Below are 14806 nucleotides of genomic sequence, written 5' to 3' on the forward strand. Positions count from 1 at the left end.
CCAATATTTACAATAATGAAAGTGTGTTTTTAAAAACTAATGAATTTTAACTTTTTGAGGCTGTGATGGTTTTGTAGTACAATAATGCATTTCCATCAGTCAAGAGTGAAATAAAATGACATATATGCAACAAACGCCCGTACAAATCCTCTTTTTCGAGATGGTGTTTCTCGGGTAGCATTTTTAAAAGTAGCGCATCGTAATTTGATGGTACGCCATCAAATTTGTTATTGAACGCGGTTATGAATTTATCTAACAAGGTTTGAATAATTTGATAACCAACCACTTCTTTCTCTATTACCTCACGACTTTGATAGATTTTCTCGACACTGATCTTGATAATATCATCCATCTGTGCTTTGTACTTGCTTTTATCCATTAAGGCATAAGGGAATTTTCCTTGCAAAATAAGCTCTTCGTTTTCAACAAAAACCTTTACAGCATCACTAATTAAACTTCCTATTGCTAAAGCGCGCAAATAACTAATTCGGTCTTCTTTGGTTTCAAGGGTTTTGTATTTAGAAGTATCAATACTGTCTTTTACTAATTTTATAAGGTATTCCAATGCAAAATCCTCCGAAACCAAACCTAGATTCATTCCGTCCTCAAAATCGATGATGGTGTAACAAATATCATCTGCAGCCTCAACGAGATACGCCAAGGGATGGCGTTCAAAACCAACATCTTCTCCTGATTTATTCGGAATTAAACCCATATCTTGCGCAACTTCTTCAAAAAAAGCTTTGTCTGTCTGAAAAAAACCATATTTTTTGTCTGCGATATTTTTGGTTGGTTTTTTAGGCAAACTCTCTTTGGGATATTTCATAAAAGCACCCAAAGTTGCATACGAGATTCGAAGTCCTCCTTCAATTCCTGGACGGCTTGCGGTAAGTACCGAAAAACCATTAGCATTACCTTCAAAATCTATTAAGTCTTGCCACTCTTTTGCGCTAAGTTGGTCTTTGTATTTTTGTCCGTTTCCTATCGAAAAATACTCTCCAATAGCTTTTTCGCCCGAATGCCCAAAAGGCGGATTCCCAATATCGTGTGCCAGTGATGCTGCAGCTACAATTGCCCCAAAATCATTCATATGATAACCGTGTACTTCTTTTAAATGCGGGTATTTTGCAATGATTTTTTTTCCTACCAAACGGCCCAAAGAACGTCCAACGACTGAAACTTCCAGACTATGCGTTAATCTGGTATGTACAAAATCTGTTTTGGATAATGGAATAACTTGTGTTTTATCTTGTAAACTTCTGAACGCCGAAGAAAAAATGATTCGATCATAATCTACTTCAAAACCCAAACGAGTGTCGTCTTGTTCTATACGCAATCGTTTGCCTTTGTCGCCTTGACGTTTAAGTGATAAAAGTTGTTCCCAGTTCATCATTGCTTTTTGTAATTTTCTAGTTTTAAAGGAGCGAATATAAAGAAAAAGATTTGAGCGTACGAATAATGCTTACTCGGGTTTTAGCGCATGGCCTTTTTGAGTGTTGACTTCTTCAAATGGAAGTGTTTTAAAAATGAGTTATATCAAGTATTCCGTGCGAATCCTAGCCCTGATAGCAGTGGAAATCCTTTTTAAGGCTTCTAGCCTGTCAAAGGCTAGAAGCCTTAAAAAGATTGTAACGAATAGCAGGAAATAGCTCCTAAAAAAAACAGCTACCAAAAATGATAGCTGTTTTTTTGACTGTTTTTTAAAATTTATTTACGATCCACACATTTCACAATCTTCTGGACCAGCATTCTTAGCTAGTTCGATCATGGCTCGGTATTCCGCTGCGGTCATTTCTACAGGTTCAGCTACAACCGGAATAGCAATGGGTTGTTCTTTAATAACAATTGGTTCTGCTTTTTTATCGTTGTTTAAGGTAAATTTAATAGCATCAACGGCAGCTTTTGTTCTTAAATAATACATTCCGGTTTTAAGACCTGATTGCCAAGCGTAAAAGTGCATTGAAGTTAATTTAGCATAATTAGCATTTTGCATGAACAAGTTCAATGATTGTGACTGATCTACAAAATACCCACGTTGACGGGACATATCAATAATATCTTTCATAGACATTTCCCAAACAGTTTTGTAAAGATCTTTCAAATCTTGAGGAATATCAAGCGCCTGCACCGATCCGTTATTACGCATTAACTCTTGTTTCAGGGTTTCGTTCCACAAGCCACGCTCTACTAAATCGTGAAGCAAGTGTTTGTTTACTACAATAAACTCTCCCGAAAGTACACGTCTGGTATAAATATTTGAAGTGTACGGTTCGAATGCTTCGTTGTTACCCAAGATTTGAGATGTAGATGCAGTAGGCATTGGCGCTACCAATAATGAGTTACGAACACCGTGCTCCATAACTTCTTTACGAAGCGAAGCCCAGTCCCAACGACCTGATAAATCAGTATCGGTTAATCCCCATAAATTGTACTGAAATTCTCCTTGTGAAATTGGCGATCCAGCAAAACTTGAATACGGCCCTTCTTCTTTAGCCATTTCCATCGATGCTGTTACGGCCGCAAAGTACATGGTTTCAAAAATTTCTTGATTCAGTTTTTTAGCTTCGTCACTTGTAAACGGCAAACGCAACATGATAAATGCATCTGCAAGTCCTTGCACACCTAAACCAATTGGACGGTGACGTTTATTAGAATTTTCCCCTTCTTTAACCGGATAATAATTCCTGTCAATTACTTTATTTAAGTTGCGCGTTACACGCTTAGTTACCGTATAAAACAAATCGTGATTGAATGCTCCGTTTTCAACAAACATTGGCAATGACAACGAAGCCAAGTTACATACAGCAATTTCGTCTTTTGAAGTAAACTCCATAATTTCGGTACACAAATTCGACGAACGAATAGTACCTAGATTTTTTTGATTCGATTTGCGGTTAGCTGCATCTTTGTACAACATGTAAGGTGTTCCAGTCTCAATTTGAGACTCTAGGATTTTCTCCCACAATTCATGCGCTTTGATGGTTTTTCTACCTTTTCCAGCCGCTTCATATGAGGTATATAATTTTTCAAACTCTTCACCATGCACATCATACAAGCCCGGACATTCGTTCGGACACATTAGGGTCCATAATCCATCTTCTTGCACACGTTTCATGAATAAATCCGAAGTCCACATCGCAAAAAACAAATCTCTTGCACGCATTTCTTCTTTTCCTGTATTCTTTTTCAAGTCAAGGAAATCAAAGATATCAGCATGCCAAGTTTCTATGTAAATGGCAAAACTTCCTTTACGTTTTCCACCACCTTGATCTACATAACGCGCCGTATCATTAAACACACGCAACATCGGTACAATTCCGTTTGAAGTTCCATTTGTTCCACGAATATACGATCCTGTAGCTCTCACGTTGTGAATAGAAAGTCCAATTCCTCCTGCTGATTGCGAAATTTTAGCCGTTTGTTTCAACGTATCGTAAATCCCGTCGATACTGTCATCTTGCATCGCCAATAAGAAACAACTTGACATCTGAGGTTTTGGTGTACCCGCATTAAATAAGGTAGGCGTAGCATGGGTAAAGAATTTTTTCGACATTAAGTCGTAAGTTTCAATAACCGATTTCAAATCGCCTAAGTGAATCCCCACCGATACACGCATCAACATGTGCTGCGGACGCTCTACAATTTTACCATTTATTTTAAGCAAATACGATCTTTCTAGCGTTTTAAAACCAAAATAATCGTAGTTGAAATCTCTATTGTATATAATGTGCGAATCTAAATACTCCGCATTATCCATAATTACTTTGTGCACTTCCTCCGATAACAAAGGTGCGTATTGACCGTTTCTAGGATTCACGTAATTGAACATATCATTCATCGTTTCAGAGAACGATTTTTTAGTGTTCTTGTGCAAATTCGAAATTGCAATACGGGCAGCCAATTGTGCATAATCCGGGTGTGCAATGGTCATTGAGGCAGCAGTTTCGGCCGCAAGATTATCCAATTCTGAGGTAGTAACCCCATCATAAAGTCCTTCAATAACACGCATCGCCACTTTTACAGCGTCTACTAAATCATTCAAACCATAGCATAGTTTTTTAATTCTATCCGTGATTTTGTCAAACATTACAGGCTCTTTGTGCCCGTCTCTTTTTACTACATACATACGCAAAGTGGTTTTAAAAAACAGAAAATCCCTTCTCTGTTTTAAGTTATTTGTTGATTATTTCGCAGCATAACCACCACAACTTTTGTGGCAGCAACTACTATTTGGTGGTTACTGATTTAGAATAAAGTTCAGTTTCTTTATTTTCGGGAGCTTATCCCGCTGTCATTCCAATCTTTTTAGTCCTGAGAAAAATCAGGATTAAAAAGGATTTTCCCTTCCATCGGGGCTAGGAAGGTAGTAGGTATATTCAAAACCGATTAAAAATCAGCGTCGAAGGTAATTTTTTGTGCTTCTTCATCGGTGTTCATAACACCAGCTTTTTGGTATTCAGCTACTTTTTTCTCAAAGAAGTTGGTTTTTCCTTGCAATGAAATCATGTCCATAAAATCAAAAGGATTGGCCGTATTGTATTCTCTATCGCAACCTAATTCTACTAACAAACGATCTGCAACAAACTCCAAGTATTGTGTCATCAATCCTGCATTCATTCCAATTAAAGATACTGGTAACGACTCAGTGATAAACTCTCTTTCAATATTCAAAGCATCTACAATGATTTCTCTAATTCTTTCAGTAGGTACTTTGTTAATCAAGTGGTGGTTGTGCAAGTGTACAGCAAAATCACAGTGTACACCTTCGTCACGAGAAATCAACTCGTTCGAAAAAGTAAGTCCTGGCATTAAACCACGCTTTTTCAACCAGTAGATAGAACAAAATGCACCAGAGAAAAAGATTCCTTCAACAGCTGCAAAAGCAATCAAACGCTCCGCAAACGAATCTGATTCAATCCAACGCAAAGCCCAATCTGCTTTTTTCTTGATTGCAGGAAACACATCAAGCGCATTGAACAATTCATCTTTCTCCGCTTCGTCTTTCACGTAAGTATCGATCAATAAAGAGTAAGTTTCGCTGTGAATGTTTTCCATCATGATCTGAAAACCATAGAAAAACTTCGCCTCAGCATATTGTACTTCATTCACAAAATTTTCTGCCAAGTTTTCATTTACAATTCCATCTGAAGCAGCAAAAAACGCCAAAATGTGTTTTACAAAGTACCGCTCATCATCAGAAAGTTTATTGTTCCAGTCATTTAAATCCTGAGACAAATCGATTTCTTCAGCAGTCCAAAAACTAGCTTCCATTTTTTTATACCACTCCCAAATATCATGATGTTTAATCGGAAAAATTACGAAACGATTTTTGTTTTCTTGTAAAATTGGCTCCACTTGTGTCATTGTATGTTGTGTTTATTTTGTGATTTTATCGAAAAAAATTGCTTTCTGCGGAGTACAAAGATTGTGAAATATTGCTTCAATAAAAAGTCAAACTTATTCACAATCGGACCTAGTTTTTAACAAACTTCAGAAAAACAACGGGAAATTCATTCAAATTACAAAATACTGAAAATCAGTTTTTTGCAATTCTAAAAATGGCGCAAAGCACCGTAAAATATAGGATTTTTAAAAAGAAGAAAAGCAGTTTATTAGTTACCGCTTAGGGTTGTTTTTGTGTTCTTCTGCCACAGTTTCTAGCTCAGCATACCAGTCTTCGCCAAACTTTCTAACCAAAGCTTCTTTGACAAATTTGTACACCGGCACTTCGAGTTCTTGACCAAGGGAACAAGCCGCGTCGCAGATGTCCCATTTATCATAATTTACCGCTGCAAACTCACTAAAATCTTTCACGCGCACCGGATATAAATGACAAGAAACAGGTTTTTTCCAGTCGATTATTCCTTGATTGTAGGCTTGTTCGATTCCACATAATGCGGTCTTGCCGTCAAAAATTACGTAAGCACAATCTTTATTGTCAATTAAAGGAGTTTCTAGTTCCCCATCCGTACCAGTTACCCAAGTTCCTTGTGCCTCGATAGCCGCTATGCCTTGCTTGCGCAAAAAAGGCTTCACTTTTGGGTAAATGGCCTCTAAAATTTTGGTTTCTTCCTCGCTTAACGGCGCTCCGGCATCGCCGTCTACACAGCAAGCTCCTTTGCAAGCTGATAAGTTGCACACAAATTCTTTTTCGAGTAAGTCCTCTGAGACGATGGTTTTTCCTAGTTGAAACATGCCGCAAAGGTATTCAAACAAATCGAAAAAGCAGCCCACAAAAACAAAAAAAGAAATGTATGAAGATCAAAATACGAGATTCAAAAAAACTTATTCAAATTTATTTTCAAGCATTAAAAAAAAGCCACAACTCCTTTATCGATAAACAAAAATGAATACTTTTGCACCTTAAAACACATCGACATGGGACTAGATTTGAGAGAAATAATAACTGTAAGCATGGTGCTCTTTGCCGTTATTGATATTGTTGGATCTATTCCAATTATTGTGGATTTACGAGCTAAACATGGTATTATCGAATCGGAGAAAGCTTCTATCGTTGCTGGTGTAATCATGATTGTGTTTCTTTTTGCGGGTGAAGAATTACTAAACCTCATCGGTATTGATGTCAACTCATTTGCTGTAGCAGGATCATTCGTTTTGTTTTTTTTGGCACTTGAAATGATTTTAGGAATCCGCATTTATCGTGACGAGGAAGCGAGCTCTGCCTCTATCGTTCCTCTTGCGTTTCCGTTAATTGCTGGTGCAGGTACTATGACTACCTTACTTTCATTGCGCTCACAATACAATACACTCAACATTGTTATCGCTATTATTTTAAATATTATATTGGTATACGTAGTTCTTAAATCGTCTTCTAAAATTGAAAAAATGTTAGGCGAAAACGGACTTGGCGTAATCAGAAAGACTTTTGGAGTGGTATTATTAGCTATTGCTGTTAAATTATTCGCTGCTAATGTTAAAGGTCTATTTGCTTAACTATTTTTTTTATAAGTTTACACACTCAAACAATACCAAAATCATTGATAGAGATAGCTATATTGCTATTTATGCTTTAAAAATCAAAATTTTTTATGAAAATCTTCACTAACATACTGGTATTTTTAGCTCTAGCGCTAATCGTCTTTAATGTTACTTTATTAGACTTCAACAATCCTTTTAAAGGAGATAGCGTAGTTGCCCTTATTGGCATTGGAGCCTCATTGTGCGCTGTACTTATTTTATTAATTTTTAGAGTTTCTAAAAAGATAGAAGAAAAAACAAAAGAAAACTTGTAAACATGTATGATGTTTTGATCATTGGCGGTGGTGCTTCAGGGATGTCTTGTGCACTTGTTTTAGGATCTGCAAAACTCAAATCCTTTGCCACTGATAAAAAAATCGGCATTTTTACACATCAAAAAAGTAGCGCTTTGCAAGAGGCACTTTTTAATAATGCTTACGGAATTCCCGCAGGAACTCTTGGCGCTACGCTCTTAGCAGATAGCGTAAACCAACTGCAAAACACCTACCCACACATTACCACTATTCCCAATGAAAAAGTGCTGCGAATTGAAGGAAAGGCACCGCATTTTATTGTACATACCAACAAAGCAACTTACAGCAGCAAATTGATTGTGGTAGGAATTGGATCATCAAATACTTTTGCAATTGACGGCTTGATGGAATATGTAATTCCGCATCAAAAATCATTGGAATCCAAGCAACGCCTACAGCTAAAAAACAACGATCATCTTGTAACAGAAGGTATTTATGTTGTTGGAACTTTGGCAGGCTGGAGAAGTCAATTAGCCATTGCTGCAGGAAGTGGTGCTGCGGTGGCCACTGATATACTGACACTTTGGAACGATGGCATACAAACGCATGCACACGATAGCATTCGATAAAACTTTTTATTTTTTAACGGGAAGTACTTTTTTCAACATGGCGTCGTCACGAACAAGCATTTCATAATAGCGCTGCTCGCCAAATAATTGCTTGGCAAATTCAGCGGTGAGGTATTTTTTTACCAAATCTTTACTTTTCGAGAAATCTAAATCCAATCCGTTTTTAAACACAAACTCCTGAAAAGCTTTCACATAAGCAGTGGTCGATTGTATTTTGGCTTGTAATTTTTCAAAAGTTAATCCTTTTAAGCTTGTTTTTTTATTGTCTAGTTGTTCAAAAACAAAATTACCCACAATACCCGACTGCAAGAAATAAGCAGTTTCTTCTTGACCGTGTTCTGCCACAATAGGAACAAAAACATCAGGTACAATCCCGCCGCCGCCATATACAATTTTACCTTTTTTGGTTTTAAATTTAAGCGTATCTGCCACTTTTATGCTGTCTTTGGAGTACAGCTCACCATTAGCAATTCGTCCTTCGGATTCTTTAAAATAGGCTTCATTCCCCTTTGAATATGGTTTTTGAATGGAACGGCCGGTTGGAGTATAATAACGTGCAATTGTCAATCGAACGGCTGAGCCATCTGCAAAATTCATTTCGCGTTGTACCAGTCCTTTTCCAAAAGTTCGTCGACCAACAATAGTTCCTCTATCGTTATCTTGAATTGCGCCTGCCAAAATTTCACTCGCTGAGGCACTGTTTTCATTTACCAAAACAAATACTTTTCCTTTTTCGAAACTGCCTTTTGCCGTAGCATACGTTTTAGTTGTAGTGCCGTTTTTAGCTTTCGTAAATACAATAAGTTGCTCATCAGGCAAAAATTCATCGGCAATAGCAATGGCTTCTTCCATATAACCTCCGCCATTGTCACGCACGTCAATAACAAGTGAAGAAACTCCTTTTTTCTTGAGCAAATTGAGACCTGTCATGAACTCCTCGTACGTAGTTTCGGCAAAACGATTGATTTTAATGTAGCCCGTTGTTGGGTGAAGGAGCAAGGCTACATCTACACTTTTGATCGGGATGATATCACGTTTGATTGTAACCTTTAATTTTTTTTGAATGGATTTTCTAAAAATAGTCAACTCGATGCTTGAACCTACCTCGCCTTTTAACTTACTAAACAAGCTGTCTGTGGGCAATTTTCGGCCAAAAAGTTTAGTTTTGTCTGCATACAATATACGATCGCCTGGTAACAATCCTGCTTTTGCCGAAGGGCCGTTTTCGACAGGTTTAATAACAGCAACAGAGTCTTTGTACATGTAAAAATTAACTCCAATACCTACAAAATTTCCTTGCATGCTCTCGGCCACCTCTTGTTGCTCGGTTGGTGGCATGTAAGCAGAATGCGGATCCAGTTGCGCTAAAATTTTATCTACCGTAAGATTTACAATTGAATCGGTATTGATTTCATCTACATATTCGGAATCAATAAAATCAATTAATTTGTTAAGTTTAGTTTTAGAATTGTTTTTCGATAACAGATTGCTCGATCCTGGCAATTGAATCATGCTACCCAATAGCACGCCCGCCGCAAGTGTTGCGCCTAAAATAAGTGGTAAATATTTAAAATTAACCTTCATTTATTCTTCAAGAATTGGAATATGCTCTACTTCTACTCCTGCTTTAATTAAGAATTGTATGCCGGAATCATCGCGATACCCATTGTGGTAAACCACCCTTTTTATTCCTGATTGGTGAATGAGTTTACTGCATTCTTTGCAGGGCGAAAGTGTGATGTACAAAGTAGCTCCTTCACAAGATTGTGTAGAACGCGCTACTTTTAAAATCGCATTGGCCTCGGCATGCAAGACATCCCAACGAGTAATACCTTCATCGTCTTCGCAGCAATTATCAAAACCACTCGGAGTACCGTTGTAACCATCCGAAATAATCATTCGGTCACGTACAATAATAGCACCTACCTGCTTGCGTTTGCAATAAGAAAGTAAACTCCACTCTTTTGCTATACGCAAATAGGCTTTGTCGTATTTATTTAATTTTTTTTCACTCATTTTATCGATTCCAAATTTCACTTGCTATTATCATCGGAATAACCACACCTATTATAAAAGCAGACATTACTAAAGTCCAATCTCGTTTAGAAAATCTAAAAACAGTTTGCACGATATAAGACAGTACCAAAAGTACAAAAACAACAATCATTTGTGCGGCTTCAATACCAAGGGCAAACTCTGCCAAGGGCAATACTTTTGAAGCGGCATCTCCGCCCAAAATAGATTTAAAATAATTCGAAAATCCTAAACCGTGAATAATACCGAAAAATAAGGTTATAAAAACTACCAGATTAATACTTTCTTTTTTATTGTTTTTTCCTGCGGTAAACAAGTTAAAAAGTGCGGTGATCAGAATCGTTATCGGAATTAAAAACTCTACCACGTTCGCTTTAATAACAATGATTTCAAAAACGGACAGTACCAAAGCCATGGTATGACCAAGAGTAAACAAGGTGACGAGTAAGACAACTCGTTTCCAATCTTTAAAAGCGTATGGAACGGCAAGCGCCATTAAAAACAAAACGTGATCGTAAGCATTGAGGTCTAAAACGTGTTTTAAACCTATTTGAAAGTAGATCCAAAATTCATTCATCAAAATTCATTTAAGGTGGATAAAGGGTTGTAAACATACGATTATTTTTGAAAATTTATCTGTTAAAAAGGCAAATATGTGTGCTAAAACGCACGATCAATTTCCTAAAACATAGTAATTGGCGATTGGCAAAATACAACCAAATAGCTTAACAATTTTTCACCAGAAAAACGCTTAAAAGCGCAAAGTCATCCGGTTTGTATTTACTCGAAATAGCTTGTAAAAGCCTTAAATTTTTTAGCTAATCTTAAATTTACTTTAACCTTACAACTTTACAATTCGGTAAACCTAAGACAACGTTTTAATGATTATTCGACAATATTATCCTAAACAAAGATTTTGATTCATGGTATAGATTTGCATTCAAACAAACAAAACACACTATTACCATGAAAAAACAATTATTTAAAAAAATAGCTTTAACATCAGTGTTACTTACTGCCGTTGTAGCTTGTCAAGACGACAACAACGAAGCTCCTGCTTTAAATACTGCTATTAATTTTGCAACAACTTCAACTGTACCACCATTGGCTGTAGCCAAAGAAGGATTCGAAAACTTACAAATTACCTCTTTATTGAGTAGCCCAGATGTATTGGCACAATCACCAGGCTTTATTTACGGAGCACAACCCGATGGAGCTGGATTCATGAAAGATCCTGCTGGAGACGGTTACATTATGATTACCAACCACGAAATATTAAAATCGGTTTCAAGAGTATATTTTGACAAAACCTTAAAACCAATAAAAGGAGATTATATCGTTGATGCAGTTGGCGGAATGACTCGTTTGTGCTCAGCTACACTTGCTGTACCAGCTATTCACGGTTTTGGACCTTTGTTTTTAACTGCTGGAGAAAGTGGTGAAGAAAGTATGGTACACGGAATTGATCCGCTTGGGCTAAGCAGCATGAAAAAGAGAACTGACCGCGTTTTGCCTGCTTTAGGAAAAGCAAGTATGGAGAACGCAGTACCATTGACCAAACAAGCTTACCCGGGAAAAACTGTAATTGTAATTGGTGAAGATCAATCATACTCAACCTCTCATGCTAGTGCAGGACAGGTGATCATGTACATGAGCGAAACTGTTGGAGATTTAAACAACGGAAAACTATATGCCTTAAAAAGAAACGACGGAAACCAAACCGAAATGAGTATGGGCATGGGATCTTCATTTGACGTTTCATTTGTTGAAATTCCGAATGCTAAAAACTTAACAGGTGCAGTAATTAATACTACTGTGAACAATTTGGGAGCCATTCGTTTTTCAAGAGTAGAAGATGTTGATTACCGTAAAGGATCAGCAAAAAACAACCGTGAATTGTATTTTACAGCTACCGGACAAGCTAGCGCTAATGCTCCAGTTGCAGGTTATACCATGTGGGGACGCGTTTACAAATTGATATTAGACGATGCTAACCCATTAAAAGGAAAATTAGAGTTAGTAATTGAAGGTGACTCAACTCCTGGAACAGGAATTATCAATCCAGATAATATTACAGTAACTGAGAATTATGTGTACACACAAGAAGATGGAGATTCTTACTACTCTGCTGCTCAGCACGATTCTTACATCTGGCAATACAACATCGCATCTAAGGTAAACAAACCTTGGTTGACAATGAACCACAAAAGAACCGACGCTGCTTGGAATACAACTTACAACCAAACGAATGAAATGCGTTTTGGTAGCTGGGAGTACGGTGCCATGGAAGATATCTCAGATGTAATTGGAGTACCAAACACCTTTTTAGTGAACATTCACCCACATACTTGGCAAAAAGATGCTTTTTCAAATGCTGACGGAAGCGGTTTAAACACCAATAAAGAAGGCGGTCAAACTATTATCATTAGAAACGTACAGAGATAATACCTTTAAAATCCAAACTATAGCAACCCAAATTCACTTTGGGTTGTTGTGTTTTATTATAACTCGGTTTATTATGAAATCCTTATTAAAAATTCTTCCCTTATTTACATTATTTTTTTTATCGTGTCAGAAAGAATATGAAACCTTAGGACCAAAGGAAGAACTATTACAGCAAATTGCCCAATTGAATCAGGAAATAGAAGCATTTGAGCAAATAGCACAAAAAAATGCTAGCAACAAACAGCTACAACAAAGTTTTGAAAAAAGCCGCCTTGCTTACAAAAAAATAGAATGGGCTGTAGAATACTTTACCCCTGAACCTGCACGATTTATCAATGGTCCTGCACTCGATGAACTAGAGGTAGAAGAGAATAAATTTTTGAATCCGAGTGGTTTTCAAGTTATCGAAGAACTGATTTACCCAACATTTTCAGCAAAAGAAAAAGCTACTTTACAGCGAGAAATCGCCGTTTTGAAAGGATTGATCATGCAGGTAAAAGAACATGTTTCGGCAATTACTATTAGCCCAGATTATGTTGTTGATGCTGTAAAAATGCAAATGTATCGCATCATCACCCTCGGAATTACGGGGTTTGATTCGCCTATTGCCAACAATTCTATCCCAGAAGCACAAGCTAGTTTGTTAGCCCTGCCTTCTGTAATTGAAAAGCTGCCTCAAGAACCATCGCAAATTCAAAACAGTTTATTAGATCGCATTCGTAAAGCTGCCGCTTTTTGCAACAGCGCAAAAGATTTTAATAGTTTTGATCGTACGCTTTTTATTAAAAACTACCTCAACCCGATTTCAAAAAATTTACAAGAGTTTCAGCAGCATTATAAAATTGCAAACGTTGCAAAGACCAATGCTGTTTTACAAACAGCTAGCTCATTATTCGGATCAAAGGTATTCAATGTTGATGCCTTCATTCCGTCACAAGAATACGCATATACTTCCGCGAAAGCACAACTTGGTAAAGAGTTGTTTTACGACACCTCATTTTCAAAGGAAGGAGCCCGCAGCTGTGCCTCATGCCACAATCCGGAATTGGCTTTTACTGACGGACTAAAAACCAACTTGTCATTAAACGGAAGTCGACTATTGAGAAACACACCTACATTGACCTACGCAGGGCTTCAAAATGCGCAATTTTGGGATATGCGTCAAACGGATTTAGAGAAACAAAGTTTGGATGTAATTCAGAACAAAGACGAAATGCATGGCAATATTCGGGATAATATCAAAAACATTAGCAGTAATCCGAGTTATAAAAAATTAATTCAAAAAGCATTCCCAAAGAGCAAAAAACTAGAAGAATGGCAACTGCAGAACGCACTTGCAAGTTATGTGCGCTCCTTAAATAAATTCAACTCCAAATTCGATCAACACTTTACAGAACCAGCAACCGCTTTGTCTGCAGAGGAACAATTGGGATTTAACGTTTTTGCAGGAAAAGGAAAATGTGCAACCTGTCATTTTATTCCGCTATTTAATGGTACGGTACCGCCTGCCTATAAAAAAACTGAACAAGAGGTTATTGGAACACCGCAGATCAAAAACGGAAAAAAAATAGATCCTGATTTAGGACGTTATGCCCAATACAAAATGCCACAATTATTACATGCTTTTAAAACACCAACATTGCGAAATGTAGCTTTGACAGCTCCTTACATGCATAATGGCGTATTCAAATCATTAGAAGAAGTAGTAGTTTTTTATAATGAAGGTGGCGGCGCAGGTACCGGAATTGCGGTTTACAACCAAACCTTGCCCACAGACAAACTCAATTTAACCGACAAAGAACAAAAAGCGCTCGTTGCCTTTATGAAAACACTTTCGGATAGTAAATAAAAACTAATGATTGCTGGATTTAAATACAAACTCAGTAGTAAATAGTGTAGGGTTATTTATCAAATAGTACTCAAAAAGCTAGGTCAAACAAGCTACTGATTTTAAAAATAGCCGTATCTTTGTTAGATATAAAACCCACAATTATGTCATTTTCAGATTTATTTGATAGCGAATTCAAGCAAAGAAACAAAGGCCATTTTGCTTCTATTGCACGTGTTGCACTTACTGACGGAACGTTTTCGCCAGAAGAAAAAGAATTTTTAAACAAGTTAGCCGTTCGTCTTGAAATTTCGGCGACTGAGTATGAAGAAATTCTAGAAAACCCAATGAACTACCCAATCAATCCACCTTACTTGCACGAGCATCGTTTGGAGCGTTTGTATGATTTGGCGCGAATTGTTCATGTTGATCATCATTTAGGAGATCAGCAAGAATTAATGCTTCGCAAAATTGGTGTAGGTTTAGGATTTAATATTGATAACGTCAATTACATCGTACACAAAGCACTAGTTCTAGTAGATAAGGAAGTTGATTTTGACACCTTCTTTGAAGAAATGCAAAACATGAACAAGTAAACTTTTATCTTATAAAAATGCCCCAAAAAGTAATAAACTATT

General features: G+C 37.1%; 13 protein-coding genes. 6 read left to right on the top strand and 7 right to left on the bottom strand.

The features are described from left to right. Positions 1-46: 46 nt before the first annotated feature. The 4 genes from dgt to KBJ98_RS01290 all read right to left on the bottom strand — a co-directional run bounded on the left by dgt (position 47) and on the right by KBJ98_RS01290 (position 6195). Positions 47-1390: a dGTP triphosphohydrolase gene (gene dgt / locus KBJ98_RS01275; RefSeq protein WP_210788208.1), complete on the bottom strand. Its 1344-nt coding sequence runs from the start codon at positions 1388-1390 to the stop codon at positions 47-49. A 321-nt stretch (positions 1391-1711) separates the two neighbouring features. After that, entirely contained in the window at positions 1712-4126 is a 2415-nt protein-coding gene (locus KBJ98_RS01280) for a ribonucleoside-diphosphate reductase subunit alpha (RefSeq protein ID WP_210787949.1), read from the bottom strand. A 260-nt stretch (positions 4127-4386) separates the two neighbouring features. Beyond that, positions 4387-5364, bottom strand: a complete 978-nt coding sequence (locus KBJ98_RS01285) for a ribonucleotide-diphosphate reductase subunit beta (protein ID WP_166132926.1) — start codon at positions 5362-5364, stop codon at positions 4387-4389. A gap of 252 nt (positions 5365-5616) precedes the next feature. Further along, on the bottom strand, positions 5617-6195 hold the full coding sequence (locus KBJ98_RS01290) for a DUF3109 family protein (RefSeq protein WP_210787950.1): 579 nt from the start codon (positions 6193-6195) through the stop codon (positions 5617-5619). A gap of 183 nt (positions 6196-6378) precedes the next feature. Between KBJ98_RS01290 and KBJ98_RS01295 the strand changes: the two genes are divergently transcribed. The 3 genes from KBJ98_RS01295 to KBJ98_RS01305 all read left to right on the top strand — a co-directional run bounded on the left by KBJ98_RS01295 (position 6379) and on the right by KBJ98_RS01305 (position 7861). Next, positions 6379-6954: a MarC family protein gene (locus KBJ98_RS01295; protein ID WP_166132922.1), complete on the top strand. Its 576-nt coding sequence runs from the start codon at positions 6379-6381 to the stop codon at positions 6952-6954. A 95-nt stretch (positions 6955-7049) separates the two neighbouring features. Next, positions 7050-7253 (top strand): hypothetical protein, encoded by a 204-nt coding sequence (locus KBJ98_RS01300; RefSeq protein ID WP_210787951.1) that lies wholly within the window; start codon positions 7050-7052, stop codon positions 7251-7253. A gap of 2 nt (positions 7254-7255) precedes the next feature. Further along, positions 7256-7861 (top strand): FAD-dependent oxidoreductase, encoded by a 606-nt coding sequence (locus KBJ98_RS01305; protein ID WP_210787952.1) that lies wholly within the window; start codon positions 7256-7258, stop codon positions 7859-7861. Positions 7862-7867: 6 nt separating this feature from the next. On the opposite strand, the gene KBJ98_RS01310 is transcribed toward KBJ98_RS01305, so the two are convergent. From KBJ98_RS01310 to KBJ98_RS01320, 3 genes are read right to left on the bottom strand one after another with little or no spacing between them, the layout of a single operon-like run. Next, positions 7868-9445: a S41 family peptidase gene (locus tag KBJ98_RS01310; RefSeq protein ID WP_210787953.1), complete on the bottom strand. Its 1578-nt coding sequence runs from the start codon at positions 9443-9445 to the stop codon at positions 7868-7870. After that, positions 9446-9877, bottom strand: coding sequence for a deoxycytidylate deaminase (locus KBJ98_RS01315; protein ID WP_166132914.1), 432 nt, complete (start codon positions 9875-9877; stop codon positions 9446-9448). A 1-nt stretch (position 9878) separates the two neighbouring features. Beyond that, positions 9879-10472 carry a HupE/UreJ family protein gene (locus tag KBJ98_RS01320; RefSeq protein WP_210787954.1) on the bottom strand — a complete coding sequence of 198 codons (594 nt, stop codon included), beginning with the start codon at positions 10470-10472 and terminating at the stop codon, positions 9879-9881. 389 nt (positions 10473-10861) lie between these two features. Between KBJ98_RS01320 and KBJ98_RS01325 the strand changes: the two genes are divergently transcribed. From KBJ98_RS01325 to KBJ98_RS01335, 3 genes are all read left to right on the top strand, one after another. Continuing rightward, complete coding sequence (locus tag KBJ98_RS01325) at positions 10862-12340, top strand: PhoX family protein (protein ID WP_210787955.1); 1479 nt, start codon at positions 10862-10864, stop codon at positions 12338-12340. Between the two features lie 73 nt (positions 12341-12413). Beyond that, on the top strand, positions 12414-14189 hold the full coding sequence (locus KBJ98_RS01330; RefSeq protein WP_210787956.1) for a cytochrome-c peroxidase: 1776 nt from the start codon (positions 12414-12416) through the stop codon (positions 14187-14189). Positions 14190-14332: 143 nt separating this feature from the next. Then, entirely contained in the window at positions 14333-14764 is a 432-nt protein-coding gene (locus KBJ98_RS01335) for a tellurite resistance TerB family protein (RefSeq protein WP_210787957.1), read from the top strand. Positions 14765-14806: the final 42 nt, after the last annotated feature.

Origin of the sequence: Flavobacterium erciyesense (assembly GCF_018069925.1) — a bacterium.
In the GTDB taxonomy this organism is placed as follows: domain Bacteria; phylum Bacteroidota; class Bacteroidia; order Flavobacteriales; family Flavobacteriaceae; genus Flavobacterium; species Flavobacterium erciyesense.